Genomic DNA, 18,929 nt, shown 5'->3' with positions numbered 1-18,929 from the left:
GAGTGAAAGTAACAGCGATAAAATAAATACCGTAAAATAAGTACGATAAAATAATCACAGCAACATAAACGGTGAATGTTTCCCATCTTATCAGGAGCCAGTGTGACCCTCGATTATCAAGCACTGTGTTTTATCCCTTTGGCACTGGCCGTGATTTGCGGCCTGTATCGCTGGCAAGGCGCAGCACTATTTTGGCTTTGGCTGACCGCGATGTCAGCGCTGGTTGTGGGTGTTATGTCCCCCATGGCACTGATTTATGCCCTGCTGGGGCTGGCATTAGCGATGCTACTTCCTCGCCTTAAGGGCAAGCTTCTGCATTTAGGCTGGCTGTTACTGCTGTTATGGCTAGTGCCGCTATTACTGCATCAAGCGCCAGGGTTTAATAATCCCTTGGTCCTGCAAGCAGTACATAGCGGGCCGCTCAGCAGCAGCTTTTCTATGTACTTAAATTTTGATCGGGCACTGATCTTTTTTGCCCTGTTGATGGCTTGGCCACAACTTTCTGGCCCAGGCGGCCCAGTAAAACCCCGATTGCTGCTCGCAACCATTCCCGCGCTGGGAGGTATCATTTTGCTAGCTTGGCTACTTGGCGCAGTAAAACCGGAGTGGTCTCTACCCCAATGGGTCTGGCTCTTTGCGCTAAATAATCTGCTCATTACCTGCGTCACTGAAGAAGCATTATTTCGTGGGCTACTCCAACAATGGTTTAGCCGATTGTTCGGTAACGCTGCCGGATTGATCATTGCCGCCGTGCTGTTTGGTGTTGCTCACCTTGCGGGAGGTGGTGTCATGGTGGTATTGGCAACCTTAGCAGGGCTGGTTTATGGCTTAGCTTTTTATGCCAGTGGCCGACTCTGGGTCGCTATTGTGTTGCACTTTGCATTTAATCTTATTCACCTGCTGTTTTTTACTTATCCCATGTTGGCTAGATAACAGATTCATTCACCCAATACTCAAAGCAAATGGATTTGCCATAAAAAAACCGGTGTCCCTTAAGCACACCGGTTATTATTTCATTCCTTTACTTTATCGAGTTAGAAAGTAAAGTTCACACTGACATTGGCATAACGGCCCGGCTGAGTGTAATCGTCATAATCAACTCCCATAGAAGACATCAAGAAGGCTGATTGACCAGCAACATCGGCGTAGTCCACATACTTTTTATCCAAGAGGTTATAAACCCCAGCTCTCAGATTCCAATGGTCATTGATACGTAACCCCACAGTCAGATCAAATACCGCATAGCCACTGGTGTTATATACCTCATTGAACACCTCTTTAGGAATACACTGCCCCATCATACAGATATCTTCTTCTGCTAAATCGATATCAAAGGTGCGATCCATATGGTCGGCCCAACGAACTACCGCGCCAAATTCAGCTTCCATACCGGCAATATCTTGATACCAGTTAACCCCAGCATTGCCCTTCAGCGGGCTGACGCTATTAAGATTTTCCCCCATTTCATCAGTGCCATGGGTGTAAGAAATATTGCCCCACAATTCCACATTATCCGTCAGCCAGTGATTAACTTGCGCCTCAGCCCCATAGAGCTTAACTTCATCGCGGTTAAAGTACTGATACTTAAACTCCATAGGCATACCTGGCTTAAAGCTGATGTATTGCCAATCAATAAAATCTTTTGCCAGCGTATAGAATGCCGTCATTTCATACTGAGTATTGCTGTGGCTTCCACGCACCCCGGCCTCCCAAGTATGGGACTGCTCAGATTTCAGATCATAATTGGCTTGGATAAACACATCCGTCATACCACCGGCATCAACTTCCAGCTCACCCCATTTTTGATCCGGAGTCGGCATTTTATAACCGTATGCATACTGCCCATAGAGACTGACTGAATCTGTCAGCCGATACACCAAACCCAATTTAGGAGACCAGAAACTGTCATTCATGGGTTCAAAGTTGGCTTCATCGTAACGGTCTTTCAATCCGGCTTTAGCCTGTGCTTTATCCGGAGTATTAGTGAAATAGTCGTAACGTAGACCCGCAATCAGATTTAACTCGCCATTAAGTAACGTCACATCATCTTGCACAAAAATACCCAAGCGTTGGCTATCTGTATCCGCAAAGGTAAATGGATTCGTTATTTTACCGTTTCTGATGTCCTCCACTTCCCGGTGACGGGACATGGTAGAAAACTCGTAGTCAAGGCCATAGGTAATTTGATGGCCATAATCAGCGCCACCGACATATTTACTAAACGTTGAGTTCAGACCAATACGCTGATCTTCAAAATGGTAATCACGGATTTCCCCGAGGCTGTATGCTACCGGCTTCCATTTTGAGCCTTTATCGAACATATCCCGGTGTTCTAACTGTTCCGTATGACCAAAGTAAGCTGTAACCGTCAGAATATCGTGGATATAAGTTGGTTTGCTTGAGACCAACTGCAAGGCCCCATTGATGACTTCAGTATCCCTGACAGTATCAATACCCTCATCTAATTTACCTTGCTTATCAAACTCATATTCCCAGCGTTTGAGGGTCTGCTCAAGATAGTCCAACGTCAACTGCACAGAGGTATGTTCATTAAACAGATACTTACTCTTAAACAGCACACTGTCCTGTTTTAGATCGCTGTCCGGTTGATCATCATAAAAATTAGGCAACTCTTCGCCATCACGGTGCTGGTACGTCAGCAGATTTTCAAAATCATGATATGCCGCAGCACTGGTAAAACCGGCCGCGTATTCGTTATTAATGCCAGCATATCCAGCATTAACCGAAACATAATAGTCTTCACCCAACAGGTAATCAGCCGCATCCTTGGTGCGCATTACCACCACACCACCTAAAGCATCAGAACCATACATGGTAGAGGCAGCCGCCTTAACCACTTCGATTTGTTTCAGGCTCTGCACTTCAGTTAATCCCCGGCCAGTACCTTCTGCACCAGGCCCTAAGGGAGACGCATATTGGTTATTGACCCGCACCCCGTCTTTCACCATCATCACCCGGTTACCACCGATGCCTCGAATGGTCACAGCAGTCGGTTTACCGGCGCCGCCTTTAACGCCGATAGCGGACTCGTTACGGAACAAGCTGCCAAAATCATTGCTCATGCTGCGGCTGATAGCATCCTCATCGATCACGAGAATCGACCCCGCGACCTGCTCAATTTTTTGCTCCATCCGTGAGCCGGAGACGACGATAACTTCCGGTTTTTCCTGTACAGGCTGAGCATTGGCCTGAGCCATCAACGCTGTACTTACCGCCATCGCCAGCACGCTTACACGCAATAACTTCATCAGTCACCCTCTAAAAAATGAGAATAATTCTTATCCGAAAATTGCGCGTAAGCTTATCGTTCAAATTAGGGGGAAACTATAATCCAGCTCTCCATTATGCTCTGATATACCGATAAAAATAACAATTGTTGAAACTAGGTCACGCTTTTGTACTAACAGCAAACTCAGTGACAGCAACGGACTCAGAATGGCCAGTTGATGCAATTGATACAGTTAAACAAAAAACAGTAACACCATGTTTCTCCGGCGTTAATATCCAGCATTCCCTCATCTCCAGCGGTGAAAAAATCGCTAACGCTTCACAGCATGACAATAAGATGTTTTCCCTATCGGGCGCTTCACTTACACTGCAGCAGAACCTGATGCTAATAAAAAATCATGCTTGGCAATCGCGCCTTGCCACTCTCGGTTCAGACTGTCAGCCATCACGTCACCATTATATTCACAAGGAAATATCATGCCGGATACTGGGTCTATTCCCCGCGCCGTCCCCTTTGCTTTCTTGTTGGGAGTGGCCATCTGGTCCACCACACCGCTGGGGATTGTCTGGAGCAGCGAAACAATCCACCCCACCATGGCCGTACTGCTGCGCATGGCTATTGGCTGGCTACTGGGGGTAATATTGCTAACCGTGATGCGTATTCGGTTACCGCTCTACCGTGCAGCACTGACACTGTATGGCTATTCCACCATAGGTCTTGTGGGTGGCATGCTGCTGAGTTACTTCGCTGCCCGCTATCTCGCATCAGGAACCATGTCATTGATTTTCGGATTGGCACCGATTATTTCCGGGCTGCTCGCCAGGCGTATTCTGGACGAACCTGGCTTTAACCGCCGGCAAATCACCGGTTTTCTGGTGGCATTTATCGGCCTAGGTATTGTGTGTGCAGATAAGATGACCCGGGGCCAACATATAGGCCTTGGCATTATGTTGATGTTAGGGGCGGTGTTTCTATTTAGTCTCAGTGCGGTGTTAGTCAAAACGGTGCGGGTCAATATTCACCCGTTGGCAACCACAGTTGGTTCACTGGGCATGTCTTTACCAGTATTTTTTGCCGCGTGGCTGATATTTGATGGTACTGTGCCGGTGCAACACTGGAGTGATAAGTCCATCACCGCAGTGATCTATCTCGGCATCTTTGGCTCACTTATCGCCTCTGTCGCTTACTTCTATATTCTGAAATACCTTAAAGCCAGCACGGTTACCTTAGTCACCCTGATCACCCCGGCCTTTGCTATTTTACTCGGTGGTTGGCTCAACCATGAACCACTCAACTGGCAGCTGGCCTTTGGGGCTGCCTTGGTTCTAGCCGGATTGCTGCTGTATCACAGTGCCAGCCACAGACGGATCAAAGCCGCCAAATAACCATGCTCGGATAGCTCTAATGACGAATAAAATCACCACCGCCAAACCGTCCCAGACGGTAGCAAAGAAAATACCAGTATGATTTACCCCCTTGTCAGCCCCTAAAGGGCATTTTTCCCTCAGCCAAGTTGAAACTTGCAATCAGACCGCAGACACTGCATGTTGAATGCAGGTGAAATTTTCACCACATTATTCTTTGGCGGGCAACAGACAGGGGCTTTATGATGAAATTTGCATTACTGGCCGGTAGCATATTGGCCACTACACTGATGATATCTTCTCAGGCCGGGGCAACCAGCCAAACCTCTTCCCAGAAATTGAGTCACCATTTTCTGCATATTATCCCCGCAGGTGCCGTGTTGGTGCATACCCGCTCATCCGGCCAACCTGTCCATCTGCCAGGGGAGCAACCCTACTATCTGTCCCTCAGAGAAGAATGGTATCAGGATAAAACTGGCCATCATTGGTACACCTGGGAAGAAAAACAACAGATGCCAGAGGGCCATTGGGGAGAAACCGGCACCGGGGTAGCCAAACAGGGCAGTCAAGCCTATCGCGGCTATGAAGCCGTATCTCAGGCGTCCCGTTGATTGCTAAGCTCTGCTGAGCCTTCAAGTTTATTTTGGCGGCGATTTGAGGGAGCTTTATACAAAGCCGAGGCGTTAATATGTATTGCACTACCTGATTAACTGATAGTAGCAATAAACCGACAGGCGCCAAGCACGCCAAATTCTGTCCATAGTGGTTGGCTAAACAGGTTTTTCGCTTTGTTGAGCTGTTAATGGCATATAAAAAGCAGACTGCCCAATACGCAGTCTGCTTGTCTTTATTTGGCCTATGACAATACTAAACCTGAATTACTTACTCTGATTAAGTGACGGCACTTTATCCAATAATTTGGGCGACAGCGTCTGAACCAATACCAAAGTGATCCAAGCGAGTATGCCGCCAACCAGCGTTGAGGCCAGCACATCCTGAGCCCAATGTAATCCCAAAAACATCCGGCTCAACCCCATCAATAAGGCCCAGCCCAACATCAGTAGTGGCATAGAGACAATGCCGGCACTCAGCAGATAAAAACTGACAATCAAAGCAAATGACACGGCAAATTGAGTATGACCAGAAGGGAAAGAGTAACTCACCTCGCGCACCCAATGGTTGGCAATGGCTTTGGACATCGGCAGTGTCCTCGCATTGACATTAATCGCCTCACGCATCATACGTTGACGCTGGGGCTTATCCTGCGAATAAAAATACCCTTTATTAATCTGCATATACCCGGCCAGCCACTGAATATTGGGTCTAGCTTCATGAAACAGAGGTTTCACCGCATGGTTCAGCACCAAACCTGCACTTTGGCTAATCGCAACCGCAAGAAATAATTGCACAAACAAGCGACGGGGTAACAGACGCAAACAAATTGCCAGGACCACCAGAATAAAGCCAATCCCCCAAGGGGTGGTGCCCGTCATAGTGATACCGTAAAAAATCTGGGCAATATCCCCTTTTAGATCCAGCATGGGAAACAGCTGACTGTGGCTAAGTAACAGTGCCAGTGGCATCAGCAGTAACAGAACCCAAAAGGCCGCCAAAATAAAATTCTTGGATGAAGCTTGCAAAATCGTCCCCGATTAGATGATTCAGTAAATGGCGATATTCTGGCACACAATGACGTATTTTCAGCAGCCAATCAGCCAAAGTAAACATTTGTTAATCTTTGTTTTGTCCAAATACTGCCCATTCTATTTCATCGCTTTACAATAAAATGGTTAATATGAGGATAGCGTTAATGCAAATGAGCTAACACTGGAGAGCCTAGAGTCAACCTCACTCATTCATGCGATCTCCGTATTATCAGCCATCATGCATAAAAGAGCATAATTCTGTAACTTATTCATTTAGTTGGTCTAACGGCCTCAAATCAATACACCTATTGGCCCATACCGTAAGGTAGTTTTAGCTATAGATGCATGAAAATTCAGAAAATGTGGCCGATAGCCAGACCCAGATGAGCTAATCCGTTAGAGTAACGGTTTTTGCCAGAGCGCCTAACATGATCCAATTTACCGCCATAGGTCACGCAGAAACCGCTTATGACAGCATCGCCAGTATGCCCATTCAGGGTGCTGGCGTTGCCAGTAATACCGGTCGCTTGGTTATCGATCCGGAATATGTTCAAGGGTTAACAGATCTAGCCGGATTTTCCCATATTTATGTACTGTTTCATCTGCACCAAAGCCAGCCTGGCGAACTGATGGTAAAACCGTTTCTAGACACAGTAAAACGGGGAATTTTTGCCACCCGCTCCCCTAAACGCCCAAATCCTATTGGTCTGAGCATTGTCGCCATCGATCGCATTGAAGACAATGTTATCTATGTCCATGGGATAGATATGCTCAACAACACCCCGATTATCGATATCAAACCTTATATTCAAGCATTTGATAACATCCCGAATACTCGAGATGGTTGGTATCAACAAGGAATGGATCCAAAAACCACGCTGTCCGATGACAGATTCGGGTAAACTCCCGTTCAACTGTCATCCCACCTACCGGGGTTTACGGGTTATGACTCCCACACTCTTTACAAATGCCCCGGTGATAATTGGAGAATTACCATGCCTCATTTTCGTTTCCGGGCCATTGATGCCCAACAGGTCAAACAGGTATCAACACCCTTAGTTGATGCACTGGCAGAGTTGATGAACAGCCCACGGGCTCACTTTACCATTGAGCATATTCCTGCCCAGTTTTTCGCTGAGGGAGAGGATTTTGCAGCTTATCCCTTTGTCGAAGTGCTGTATTTTGACCGGGGGCAAGACGTTCAGGATGAGATTGCCCGCCGGGTAACTCAGCTAGTGCGTGATGTGATGGAAAAACCAGAGCAAGACGTGGCCGTTATTTTCACTAAACTGACCCCCTCTGATTACTATGACAATGGCCGTCACTACGGCTAACTGTTAACAAATAAGTTTAGTCATACTATACGCAAGGTGGCATTAGCCACCTTTCTCCGCCCGCCGCACAAATGCAACTATTTATTTACTTTCATACAACTCGGTAATACGCTGTCTGCGCATAAAAATTCAAAGAATAAGCTAATGTTTTAAAGGACTAAAATATGCGTTTTTTACTCATGATTTCAGTGTTGGTGATGGTCAGCGGTTGTGCAACCACCTATCGCAGCGATCTACGCCAGCCAGACACCAATTACCTGCAACAAACCCGTGTTATCGCCGATCTATCTGCGCCAGATCTTGATGCCCAATTTGAACAGCAGCAAAACCAAGTTGTCGGCGCTGGCGCATTAGGCGCACTGGTCGGTGCTTTAGTTGATGCTGGTGTCAATGCCTATAATGCCAATAATGCAGAACAGACCATTTTACAGTTAAGGGAAAAGCTTGGACCTGATGCCCTACACCGTGCCTACAAGCACCAGTATCATATCCTGCTGGACAATATTCCGGACTTAACTGGCAGACCAGTGACAGTATGGAAAGAAACACCGAAAAAAGGTATCCGCGGTATCGGACTCCAGCCCGGCGAGATCGCCGTATTGCTCTCGCCTGAATACAGCCTAACGATATCGAAACGTCATCTGCATGTCGTACTCGAAGCAAGCCTATATCAAGGCAACGCTAACGGGAAAAGACCTGAGCTACTGTACCAAAATCACTTTTTATACCAGTCCCCCGCAATCCCTATGGTCAATAATATGCGCGATGAAGAAGAAATAGCGAAAGCAAAGGCTGCACTGAACGCTAAATTTACCCCGCTGCCAAAAGATAAACGCGAACGCATTATTGCCCGCAATAAACTACAAAAGAAACTCAAAGCACTGGAAGCCCCACTATCAGGGCATGAGTTGGCAATGCGCCAAGCCGCAGTATGGCTAAAAAATGATGCTCACTTACTGAGAACTTACTTTAAAGAGGGAGTGGCTGACATCTTTGCCATGTTTGCCCATGACTATGCCTTTATCGCTGAAGATAAGCCATTTACACCCCGCCGTTCCATTACACATCAACATGGGCGAATATGGCAAAACCTCTCCCATGGTCAACTGGCAGGTAGTTGGGTATCAGGCATGAATACAGAAACCATCGAACTCAGTGCGCCCCAGGGGGGCACTATTTTTCTGGCACCAACAATCTGACAATCCAACGACATAACAAAAAGGTCAACCTGTTTAGGTTGCCCTTTTTATTACACTGTAATACCGCCCGAGGTTATCACAATGATTGGGTCGCTTTCGGACTAAATCTATCCATAATCACAGCGCAAGCCGCATCACCTGTGATATTCAGCGAGGTACGGATCATGTCAAATACACGGTCCAGCGCGAACAACAGTGGCAAACCATCAATCGGGATCCCTGCTGCGAGTAACACAGCAACCACAAGGAAAGAAGGTCCTGGTACACCCGCTTGGCCAATCGCACCCAAAGTAGAGGTAAAGATAATCGCGACATAAGCAGCCATACCAAGATCAATGTGATACATCTGAGCAAAGAACGTCGCCACTAGGCCGTAATAAATGGCGTTACCACTCATATTAATCGTTGCACCCAACGGCAGTACAAATGCAGCCGTTGCTTTTGATACGCCTAACTCTTCTTCACAGGTTTCCATATTGACAGGTAACGCGGCCATAGATGATGACGTTGATAACGCCATTACCTGGGGCTTTTTCATCGCCGAAATAAACTGGCGAGCAGACACCTTAGAAAATAACTTCACCATCAGTGGGAAGAAGATAAAACCGTAAATTAAAATCGCTACCACAAAGACGATAAACAGTTTCAGCACCACTTCCAATGCTTGGAAGCCAAAGGTACCGACAGAGTTCGCCATCAGACCAAACACCCCGATTGGCGCAATGATCATCACACAGTTGATCATCCATACAAAGGCATCCACTACCGTATTCAGTCCACTGATAATCGGCTTAGCACCCTCGCCCTTAACCTTGGTCAAGGCAATACCAAAAAAGATGCTGAACACCAAAATTTGCAAAATATTGCCACCATTGAGGGACTCAAACACATTGGTGGGGATCATACCGACGATAGTTTCTATCATGCTGGGCATCTTCCCTTGCTCAGCGGTCACTTGGCTCAGATGCCCCGCATGCGCGGTAAAGTCTACTCCGGCGCCCGGCTGAAAGAAGTTCCCCATCAGCAATGCCATAGACACAGCAATACCAGATGTGACAATAAAGAAGGCAAATGTCCCGATACCTATTTTACCGGCAGAAGGGCTATCACCCAGGCTAGCAGCACCTGACACAATGGACACCAGCACCAGCGGGATCACCAACATTTTCACCAAATTGATAAAAATGGTGCCCAGGGGCTCAAATATGGCGGCATCTTTTCCCATGCCAGCTCCAACCAAGGCACCGATGATCATGGCAATCACCACCTGTACCCCTATGTTCTTAAATATGCTGCGCTGCTTTTCCACAAATGCTCCGGTCTTGTCACTGCGATCTAAAGGTGTCGCTTGAATCAATGACCGCTAAGGTATCACAGTTCCTAGCATGGTAAGTGTGAAATATTATCTATTGAGCGCATAAAACAAACAAAGCATTAAAAAACACACTAAACAATAATTCGTTATATAAAAATCCAGCGCGTAAATTCAATTATCCACAAAAGCACATGTCAAAGTAGGCTAAAAAGTGCAGTTTATGCAGTGATTACTAATAAATGGTGCTATGCCACAGGCAACCCGCTCCTGCAGGCATATTCATATCCTCAAGATAGATTCATCGCCATAGCGTTTCACACCTCACTTTCATTACCCAATGAGTCAAATACCGGCGACAAAAAAGCGGATATCAATGATACCCGCTCAAATGTGCTACATGACGAATAAGATAAATTTAGTGTGCAACCTGCCGACTTTTCAACACGCCTTGTACCAGACGGCATAAAAACAGCGCCACACAGAGACCACCACAAGCAAAAACAATATCCCCGGGCATCCGTAACCAAGTTAAATCACTTATCAACTGACTATGTATTACAGCCGGTGACCGAGCAAACCAGTAACCATGTTGCAATACTTCAAAGAACTGCACCAATCCTACTGGCAACAGTGAAACAAAAATCATCAGCCCCAAGCCGATATTCAACAGCCAAAAAGCATACTGTAATAATTTATCATTCCACATCGTATTATTTTTGCCAGTCAATCCCCGTAAACAAGCCAGCATCAAACCGATCCCCAACATCCCATATACCCCCATAAAAGCACCGTGGGCGTGGGTTGCGGTTGTATTCAGTCCCTGAATAAAATACAGCGAAATCGGCGGATTAATCAAAAAGCCCAGCACCCCTGCACCAACTAAGTTCCAAAATGCCGTGGCGACAAAAAATAAGATCGCCCACTTATAACGCTTCATCCAATGGGTATGGTTTCGCATCCGATAACTGTCTACCGCTTCAAAACCAATCAATGCCAAAGGAACCACTTCAAGGGCGGAGAATACCGCTCCCCAAGCAATTACCGATGTTGGCGTACCAGTAAAATACAAATGATGTAAAGTACCAATCAAACCACCAGTCAAAAAGACAATCGTAGTAAATACCACGGCTAAGTTAGCTATTTTCGCCCGAACCAATTGCAAACGGACAAACATCAAGGAAATAACCGCTGTCGCAAAGGTTTCAAAGAAACCTTCAACCCAAAGGTGCACCACCCACCAACGCCAGTATTCCGCCATTGCCAGGTTAGTATGCTTACCTTGGAATAATCCCACACCGTAAAACAGCCCAATTGCCACACAAGAGGCATAAAGCACCCAAATAACCGGTGACATTTCGGTCTGCTTACCTAAGATAGGTTTAATTGCTCGGGTTACCAACGTTAGCCAAATTAATAATCCAGCAAACAGCAGGATCTGCCAAATACGGCCCAAATCGATATATTCCTGTCCTTGATGGCCGATAAAATAGCTCAAATCAAGATTGAAATACTGCTGTACTGCAAACCATTCCCCCGCCATAGAACCCAATACAACGATCAGCAAAGCCACCCAGAGCACATTAACGCCCAATTTCTGATATTTAGGTTCATGGCCAGATAAAGATGAGGCAATAAATAACCCGGTCGCCAGCCAGATGGTTGCAATCCAGAATACCGCCAGTTGCGTATGCCAAGTCCGGGTTAAGGAATAAGGCAGAATTTTAGCGAGAGGAATACCATAAAAGGCTTGGCCTTCAACGGCATAATGCGCAGTAACGCCGCCAAGCACAATTTGCAGCAGAAACAAGCCTATTGCGGTAAGGAAATATTTACCAACCGCCTTTTGTGATGGCGTTAACTTACCACCAAACAGTGGGTCCTCTGCAGGTGGCTGAGGTAAAGGTTCATGTTTCTGTGAGGCATAGTACCAAGTCAATGCACCAATACCAGCCAGTAATACCACCACACTCATAATGGACCAAATCACATTATCCGGCGTCGGCACATTGCCAATAACAGGATCATAGGGCCAATTATTGGTATAGGTATAATTTTCCCCCGGACGCTGGGTGACTGCAGCCCAAGCACTCCAGAAGAAAAACGCTGGTAAGAGTTTACGGTGTTCGGCAGCAGCAACTGTATTGTCCTTCATGGCATAATCGTCACGCAATTGATGCAACGACGGATCATTACCGAATAGTTTTTCATAATGTTGCTGTAATGCTTTAATCGCCTGTCCCCGCAATACTGACACTGTAATCGTGCCGGTATCAGGGTCAAAAGTATTGGTTTTTAACTCTTGCTGCAGGGCTTTTTCTAATAAAGCCTGCTGTGGTGAAGTCAATGCATCATATTCAAGGCCAAACTGCTGTTTGGCCATCCCATGTAACATTGCCTGACTGATCCTGTGTAACCAATCTGCCGTCCAATCAGGTGCAACATAAGCACCATGGCCCCATATGGAACCTAATTGGTGTCCACCCATAGAGCGCCAAACCATCTCGCCCTGGTAGATATCATCATGATTAAAAATCAGGTTACCGGAAACATCAACAACCCGAGTAGGTATCGGGGGAGCTTCGCGATAAATTTGACTGCCCAAACTCAATAAAACAGTGAATGAAATTAGGCAAACTAAAATCAATATCCCAAATAGTCGTTTTTGTTTAGTCATTAAAAGAAATCTAAAACCGAATTGTATCGTCACAGATACAATTTGCATGCCAAAAAGATTTTCTTTAAATAACAATAGCTTATATTTTTTCTGTATACCGGGAAATCAATCTGAAATACCTCTAAAAAACAACATAGTGTCATTATGACACTGAATAATATCGTTAAATCATTGTCTAAATTAAATTATCATTTGATATTTAATCTTTTCGCTAATCGATGCAGATTACCACTATTCATGCCTAAATCCCTGGCCGTTGCCGACCAATTATTTTTATTTATTTGTAATACCTCATGCAGTATATTTTTCTGAAAATTATCTGTCGCTTCACGTAACGGCTCACCACTCCAAGCGGCCATAACGCTATCCATCGTTGAATCAAGCTCTTTATGACAAGGAAACATCTTATTAAAGTGCTTTATTTCAATAGTAACAATATTTGAACTGGCTTCAGATTTGGCCATAATGGCCGCGCGATATATTGCATTTTCCAATTCCCTTACATTACCTAACCAATCATTATGCATAATGCTTTTTAACGATGTAGATGATAATTTTATATGGGATATACCCAATTTAATTCTAATCTTTTCAATAAAATATCCGGCTAATAAAATAACATCATCACCCCGTTCCCGTAATGGTGGAACCATAATAGGAAAAACACTCAATCTATGATACAAATCAGCTCTAAATCGATTTTCATTAACTTCGGTAAGCAAATCCTTATTCGTTGCCGCAATAATTCTTACATCAACTTTTAAGTTTTTATCATCACCAACCCGCTGTAAATCGCCATACTGAATGACTCGCAATAATTTAGCTTGTAAATTGAGCGGTAATTCACCGATTTCATCTAAAAACAATGTGCCGGTATCAGCTAACTCAAATTTTCCCTGTCGATTATTGATTGCACCAGTAAAAGCCCCCTTAATATGACCAAATAGCTCACTCTCAGCAACTGACTCAGGTAAAGCAGCACAATTTAGATAAATCAGTGGCTTATCTTTTCTCGTTGAGGATCCATGAATAGCTTTAGCGACTAATTCTTTACCTACACCGGTTTCTCCCAGTATCAACACGTTTAACTCACACGCCGATACGGCCATGATTTCTGACTTTAACGCTCTGATTTGCTGACTTTCTCCAATAATCTCAGTATCGGATGTAATCATATTCTCAAAAACATTTTCAGCATCGCCATTAGCAAGTTTACTTTCTAGCCGCTCAATTAATAGCGCATTATACAAAGCCGCGGCTGTAATCGATGAAATGGTTCTTAGCGTATTATCAGTAAATCGAGAAAATGCATCTGCATTAAAACTATCAATCGTTAAAGCACCAATCAATTGCTGGTTTATCCGTAAAGGAAAACCAATACAGCCATGAATATAGAGCTTTCCAGTCTCATTGGGAATCAACCCATCAAATGGATCTGGCAAAGTAGAATTTGCAGGGAAACGGACAATATCATCAGCTAAAGCAATCGCTTTTAACCTAGGATGTTCAGCGATACAAAAGTGACGGCCAACAACATCTTCCGCTAATCCACACATTGCTAAAGGGATAAACTGCTGATCTTTAAAAATCATCAATGCTGATGCATCACACTCTAGTAAGTCCCGCAACAAACTTAGCATTCGTCTAAATCTATCTTTACATGACGCCTCTTGATTTAGGTTGATTGCTAGTTGAGACAGATCACTTGCAAGCAACATACTTATTCCTCCATCAATTGGTAAAATTTTAGATAAACAGGGAGCAGAGACAAACCTTGGTCGAACTAGGTACAATATTAAAATATTGTTTATTTTTAATTCAAATTGTTTCTTTCCGCGGGAAATAAGTGTCATTATAACATAACAACAACCATCAAAGCCGCTTTATGACAACATATAGCCAACACACATCCTGTGTAGAATTTCTCTACAATTTCACTCAAAATTTATAGCGTAATTCTATTAATATCATCTGTATTATCAATAAAATACTTAATAAAATAAAGTAGAAAAAATGGCATTTTAATTTTAAATCAATTAATTATTATCCTTATTATTGTCATTTGGATATATTGAAATGACAATATTATTGTCAATTTGACACCATACAAATAAACTTATTTTTACTTGTTTTTATCCATCTTAATTTTTAAATTAATTGCATTAGCAAGATTGTTTGACTGACTTATAAATTAGGAGTGTAAAATGAGTATTCTTGGAGCTAAAGTTGGGGATATAGTTGCAAAAGACTATCGCACCGCTCATATTTTCACAGAAAACAAAATTGATTTTTGCTGTGGCGGCCAACGAACATTAAAATCAGCCATTGAGAGAGCTGCTGCAAACGAAACCGTTGTATTAGCTGCCTTAGAGCGTTTGCAAAATGAAGGTGTTCAAGAAAATGCGCTTGCTAATATGACGTCAGCGGATCTAATTGACTATATCATTGAAAAACACCATATCTATACTAGAGAAAAACTACCACTTTTAGTGGAATATGCCCAAAAAATGGTAAAAGCGCATGGCGCAAGACACACAGTGATTAATGAGGTCGCAGCTTGTATTTATGAATTACGTAATGATTTAGTTCACCATTTAGATAAAGAAGAACAAGTATTATTTCCTGGTATCATCACACTGGAAAATGGATTAAAAGCAACCGGATGCTGTGAAAATATTGAAAAGCCAATATTTGCTATGGAATCAGAACATGATGTTGTAGGTAATATTTTAAAAAACCTTAGTAATATCACTGATAATTATCAAGCTCCAGATTATGCCTGTACTACATGGAAAGTATGTTATGCCACCTTAGCGGATTTTGAAGCTAACACACATAAACATGTCCACATAGAAAATAATATTTTATTTCCAAAAGCGATCTCATTACAAAATAACTAATTTTGGTATGCTACAAAACTTCATCAACTAATTGTAATAAGGATTGTTTATGTGGTGGCGTTTTTTAATCGTTTTAATATCATTTTTACTAATTGGTGCACATTATTTACGAAGTGCTCATTATCTCGCGACAATTATCTGCTGTATTGTTCCATTTAGTTTATTCTTAATGAGCAGAAAAATTAATATTTTTTTGGAATATACACTATACCTACTGGCTTTTGTCGTATGGGCTATTAGTGGCTTTAACTTTATTCTACAAAGGCTAGATAATGGTCAAGATTGGGTTAGACTATTTTGCATCATGTTAGCAGTATTCATGTTCACTCTGTATTCCGGATTTTGTATTAGAAAAATAAAAACCAAAAGATAATATTGAAATAATGTTATACGATCTCACTTAAGGAATTTTGTGAGATCGTATCTCGTATAAAGATACTAAATTTACTCACTAGCTCACTATAAATTCAACAATACTTTATTATGTTTAAGTCTCTTTTCTTTAGAATGCGCACAACCCATTGGCTAGCAATTATTATCCTGCTCGTTAATGTTATGTTATTCACAGAACATCATATTTCTATTATCCTACAACTACTCCTTATTATAACGATAATCATCCATGATATGGATGAGAAAAAATGGGGAGTGGATTCATTTGCAAGGATAAAACAGTATTTAAATAATTTTGAAAATAATAACCTCAGTATAAAAAATGACATCAATACCAGCATGAATAAAGAAATGACAGACTTTCTTTCGGTTGTTGAGTCATTCAGAATCCGTATTACTGATACTCTACACACGATTAAAACGTCATCTAAGGCGAGTATTAAAATTGCTGACAACCTCCATATGGATGTAAATACCATTAATACAAACCTAAAGTTCCATGGTAAAGAATATGATAGTACCATTGCAAATCTCACCAACTTTGAGAAATTATCAGAATCTACCTTTAATCGGCTAAAAAAGAGCGCTGATTCCACAGAAGAAATCAAAACTGAACTAGAACAACTCAATGAAAATAATGCGTCATCACTGCAAAAATTAAATCAGTACATTGAGAATGTTGAAAAAATGCATATATCTTTCAACAAATTACAAGATATGGCCATTTCAATTAAAAAATTTGTTACTGTGATAAAATCGATTGCGGACCAAACCAATCTACTATCCCTTAATGCCGCTATCGAAGCCGCAAGGGCGGGTGAACAGGGAAAAGGTTTTGCTGTAGTTGCAGAAGAAGTAAGACAATTAGCATTGTCCACACAAACTAGTTTAAGTGATATTACTAATATCGTAGAGATTATTTCAGACTCAGTTGACACCATTAATGCCGATTTAAGTCAGCAAAAATTAGAATTAATGGACATTTCAAGCGATTATCAATCATCAACGGATGCCGTCAATATTGCCGTTATTTCAATTGATAATGTCCTAAATCATATTAAATCAGATAATAATGATGGCAGAGATTTATCAGAAATTTTAAATCAAATTAATATTATCAACCAATCAATGAAAGAGATTAAAGAATCAAAAGACTTTATTGAAAATATTAGCCACCAAATTCAAAATAGCAGCATAGCCTTAACCGAAGCGAATGAAAAATTAGAAAATAAACTCTCATTGTTTATCTTATAAATGTAGTCATTATAAAAACCATAATAATTAGAGAGGTAATATAAGTTACCTCCCTAATTTTAAGTCATTTACTATATCGACATACAAATATATTTAAGCTCCAGATACTCTTCAATACCGTATTTAGAACCCTCTCGACCTAATCCTGATGCCTTTACGCCACCAAATGGTGCAACTTCATTGGAAATCAACCCAGTATTAACCCCAACCATACCGTATTCCAAGGCCTCACTCACATGCCAAACACGGGATAAATCCCGACTATAAAAATAAGCCGCCAGACCAAACTCAGTATCATTCGCAGCCGTCACCACCTCTTCAGTATCATGAAAACGAATAAGCGCAGCCACCGGGCCAAAAGTTTCTTCTCGAGTGATCTTCATGGTTGCCGTCACCTCAGTCAGGACGGTAGGCTCGAAGAAGTAACCTCCTAGTGCATGACGCTTACCCCCGCATATCACTGTTGCGCCGCCTGCTTTAGCATCGCGAATATGCTCCTCAACCTTGCCCAGAGCAGCCTGATTGATTAAAGGACCTGTCGTTACGTCCGCAGCCGTACCATCCCCGACCTGCAAGGCCGACACTGCTGCAGCCAAGCGCATGGCAAACTCATCGTACACACTGTCATGGACATAAATACGGTTGGCACAAACACAGGTTTGACCATTATTACGGAATTTAGCAATCATGGCGCCCTGCACCGCGGCATCCAGATCAGCATCATCAAACACGATAAAAGGAGCATTGCCCCCCAGTTCCAGCGACAATTTTTTAATATAGGGTGCACAATTACTCATCAGATGGGCCCCGACGCCGGTGGAGCCGGTAAAGGAGAGTTTGCGCACCACAGGGTTACCACACAGCTCATTGCCAATCTGCACCGCATCTCCTGTAACCACATTCAACACGCCAGCAGGTACGCCGGCCATCAAGGCCAACTGAGCCAGTGCCAATGCCGTAAATGGCGTTTGAGGCGCTGGTTTCACCACCATGGTACAACCAGCAGCCAGTGCAGGTGCTACTTTGCGCGTAATCATCGCCGCCGGGAAGTTCCAAGGGGTAATCGCCGCACAAACGCCAATCCCTTGCTTAATCACTAACAGCCGTTTATCTGCCTGATGGCCGGGAATGGTATCGCCATAAATTCGTTTTGCTTCTTCTGCAAACCATTGCACAAATGAGGCGGCATAACTCACTTCGCCAGCGGCTTCACTCAGGGGCTTCCCCTGCTCTGCCGTCATTATGGCGGCCAAATCCGCTTTGTGGGTCAGCATCAGTTCAAACCAACGCTGTAAAATAGCACTGCGCTCTGCCGCGGTTTTACTGCGCCAAGCTGGCAATGCGGCATTGGCACTATCAATGGCCCGACGGGTCTCTTCATGGCCCATTAATGGCACAAAACCCAGTACTGCTCCTGTGGCTGGGTTAAGAATTTTACTCTGGAGTCCGCCCAGTGCATCGCACCAGTGGCCATTAATTAGAGCCTGTTGCCGAAAGAGTTCTGTGTGATTCAATTGCATAATAAAGTCCTTACTTCAGGATAGCTGACACTGTAACACGTCAGTTCGCCCTATTCTGCGCCGTTACAGGCATAATAGCA

Annotated in this window: 14 protein-coding genes; 8 read left to right on the top strand and 6 right to left on the bottom strand. The window is 43.5% G+C overall.

The features are described from left to right. The first annotated feature begins 102 nt into the window (after positions 1-102). Positions 103-933 (top strand): CPBP family intramembrane glutamic endopeptidase, encoded by an 831-nt coding sequence (locus NFHSH190041_RS05245; RefSeq protein ID WP_261924240.1) that lies wholly within the window; start codon positions 103-105, stop codon positions 931-933. Between the two features lie 101 nt (positions 934-1,034). On the opposite strand, the gene NFHSH190041_RS05240 is transcribed toward NFHSH190041_RS05245, so the two are convergent. After that, positions 1,035-3,269, bottom strand: coding sequence for a TonB-dependent hemoglobin/transferrin/lactoferrin family receptor (locus NFHSH190041_RS05240; protein WP_261924239.1), 2,235 nt, complete (start codon positions 3,267-3,269; stop codon positions 1,035-1,037). A gap of 457 nt (positions 3,270-3,726) precedes the next feature. Here NFHSH190041_RS05240 and NFHSH190041_RS05235 point away from each other — a divergent pair, with 457 nt between their 5' ends. Together NFHSH190041_RS05235 and NFHSH190041_RS05230 are read left to right on the top strand one after the other, a co-directional pair. After that, positions 3,727-4,635 (top strand): DMT family transporter, encoded by a 909-nt coding sequence (locus NFHSH190041_RS05235; RefSeq protein WP_261924238.1) that lies wholly within the window; start codon positions 3,727-3,729, stop codon positions 4,633-4,635. 221 nt (positions 4,636-4,856) lie between these two features. Continuing rightward, complete coding sequence (locus NFHSH190041_RS05230) at positions 4,857-5,225, top strand: hypothetical protein (protein WP_261924237.1); 369 nt, start codon at positions 4,857-4,859, stop codon at positions 5,223-5,225. A 267-nt stretch (positions 5,226-5,492) separates the two neighbouring features. On the opposite strand, the gene NFHSH190041_RS05225 is transcribed toward NFHSH190041_RS05230, so the two are convergent. Then, positions 5,493-6,254 carry a phosphatase PAP2 family protein gene (locus NFHSH190041_RS05225; protein ID WP_261924236.1) on the bottom strand — a complete coding sequence of 254 codons (762 nt, stop codon included), beginning with the start codon at positions 6,252-6,254 and terminating at the stop codon, positions 5,493-5,495. A 434-nt stretch (positions 6,255-6,688) separates the two neighbouring features. On the opposite strand from NFHSH190041_RS05225, the gene tsaA reads away from it, so the two are divergent. The 3 genes from tsaA (at position 6,689) to NFHSH190041_RS05210 (ending at position 8,793) form a co-directional block, all read left to right on the top strand. Further along, on the top strand, positions 6,689-7,162 hold the full coding sequence (gene tsaA / locus NFHSH190041_RS05220) for a tRNA (N6-threonylcarbamoyladenosine(37)-N6)-methyltransferase TrmO (RefSeq protein WP_261924235.1): 474 nt from the start codon (positions 6,689-6,691) through the stop codon (positions 7,160-7,162). A 93-nt stretch (positions 7,163-7,255) separates the two neighbouring features. After that, positions 7,256-7,594, top strand: coding sequence for a DUF1904 domain-containing protein (locus NFHSH190041_RS05215; RefSeq protein WP_261924234.1), 339 nt, complete (start codon positions 7,256-7,258; stop codon positions 7,592-7,594). 164 nt (positions 7,595-7,758) lie between these two features. Then, the gene (locus NFHSH190041_RS05210) at positions 7,759-8,793 is read left to right on the top strand and encodes a hypothetical protein (RefSeq protein ID WP_261924233.1); all 1,035 of its coding nucleotides are present in this window, start codon (positions 7,759-7,761) and stop codon (positions 8,791-8,793) included. 76 nt (positions 8,794-8,869) lie between these two features. Here NFHSH190041_RS05210 and NFHSH190041_RS05205 read toward each other — a convergent pair whose 3' ends face one another. From NFHSH190041_RS05205 to norR, 3 genes are all read right to left on the bottom strand, one after another. Then, positions 8,870-10,102, bottom strand: coding sequence for a dicarboxylate/amino acid:cation symporter (locus tag NFHSH190041_RS05205; protein WP_261924232.1), 1,233 nt, complete (start codon positions 10,100-10,102; stop codon positions 8,870-8,872). A 421-nt stretch (positions 10,103-10,523) separates the two neighbouring features. Continuing rightward, positions 10,524-12,782, bottom strand: coding sequence for a nitric-oxide reductase large subunit (locus NFHSH190041_RS05200; RefSeq protein WP_261924231.1), 2,259 nt, complete (start codon positions 12,780-12,782; stop codon positions 10,524-10,526). 188 nt (positions 12,783-12,970) lie between these two features. Further along, positions 12,971-14,500 carry a nitric oxide reductase transcriptional regulator NorR gene (gene norR / locus NFHSH190041_RS05195; RefSeq protein ID WP_261924230.1) on the bottom strand — a complete coding sequence of 510 codons (1,530 nt, stop codon included), beginning with the start codon at positions 14,498-14,500 and terminating at the stop codon, positions 12,971-12,973. Between the two features lie 486 nt (positions 14,501-14,986). Between norR and ric the strand changes: the two genes are divergently transcribed. Both ric and NFHSH190041_RS05185 read left to right on the top strand, forming a co-directional pair. Continuing rightward, on the top strand, positions 14,987-15,682 hold the full coding sequence (gene ric / locus NFHSH190041_RS05190) for an iron-sulfur cluster repair di-iron protein (protein WP_261924229.1): 696 nt from the start codon (positions 14,987-14,989) through the stop codon (positions 15,680-15,682). Positions 15,683-16,309: 627 nt separating this feature from the next. Next, a complete protein-coding gene (locus NFHSH190041_RS05185) occupies positions 16,310-17,329 on the top strand; it encodes a methyl-accepting chemotaxis protein (protein WP_261924228.1) in 1,020 nt (339 codons plus the stop codon). A 71-nt stretch (positions 17,330-17,400) separates the two neighbouring features. On the opposite strand, the gene gabD is transcribed toward NFHSH190041_RS05185, so the two are convergent. Further along, positions 17,401-18,849 carry an NADP-dependent succinate-semialdehyde dehydrogenase gene (gabD, locus tag NFHSH190041_RS05180; protein WP_261924227.1) on the bottom strand — a complete coding sequence of 483 codons (1,449 nt, stop codon included), beginning with the start codon at positions 18,847-18,849 and terminating at the stop codon, positions 17,401-17,403. Between the last annotated feature and the right edge of the window lie 80 nt (positions 18,850-18,929).

The organism is Shewanella sp. NFH-SH190041 (assembly GCF_024363255.1).
Taxonomy (GTDB): Bacteria; Pseudomonadota; Gammaproteobacteria; order Enterobacterales; family Shewanellaceae; genus Shewanella.
Note: the sequence above shows the minus strand (reverse complement) of the source record. Positions and strands in the feature narration are given on the sequence as shown.

Bases quoted from the DNA above. Each gene is read 5' to 3' on its own strand.
- gabD (WP_261924227.1), bottom strand. From the start codon at position 18,849: ATGCAATTGAATCACACAGAACTCTTTCGGCAACAGGCTCTAATTAAT.
- ric (WP_261924229.1), top strand. From the start codon at position 14,987: ATGAGTATTCTTGGAGCTAAAGTTGGGGATATAGTTGCAAAAGACTAT.
- NFHSH190041_RS05215 (WP_261924234.1), top strand. From the start codon at position 7,256: ATGCCTCATTTTCGTTTCCGGGCCATTGATGCCCAACAGGTCAAACAG.
- NFHSH190041_RS05235 (WP_261924238.1), top strand. From the start codon at position 3,727: ATGCCGGATACTGGGTCTATTCCCCGCGCCGTCCCCTTTGCTTTCTTG.
- norR (WP_261924230.1), bottom strand. From the start codon at position 14,500: ATGTTGCTTGCAAGTGATCTGTCTCAACTAGCAATCAACCTAAATCAA.
- tsaA (WP_261924235.1), top strand. From the start codon at position 6,689: ATGATCCAATTTACCGCCATAGGTCACGCAGAAACCGCTTATGACAGC.
- NFHSH190041_RS05210 (WP_261924233.1), top strand. From the start codon at position 7,759: ATGCGTTTTTTACTCATGATTTCAGTGTTGGTGATGGTCAGCGGTTGT.
- NFHSH190041_RS05230 (WP_261924237.1), top strand. From the start codon at position 4,857: ATGATGAAATTTGCATTACTGGCCGGTAGCATATTGGCCACTACACTG.
- NFHSH190041_RS05240 (WP_261924239.1), bottom strand. From the start codon at position 3,269: ATGAAGTTATTGCGTGTAAGCGTGCTGGCGATGGCGGTAAGTACAGCG.
- NFHSH190041_RS05185 (WP_261924228.1), top strand. From the start codon at position 16,310: ATGGATGAGAAAAAATGGGGAGTGGATTCATTTGCAAGGATAAAACAG.
- NFHSH190041_RS05200 (WP_261924231.1), bottom strand. From the start codon at position 12,782: ATGACTAAACAAAAACGACTATTTGGGATATTGATTTTAGTTTGCCTA.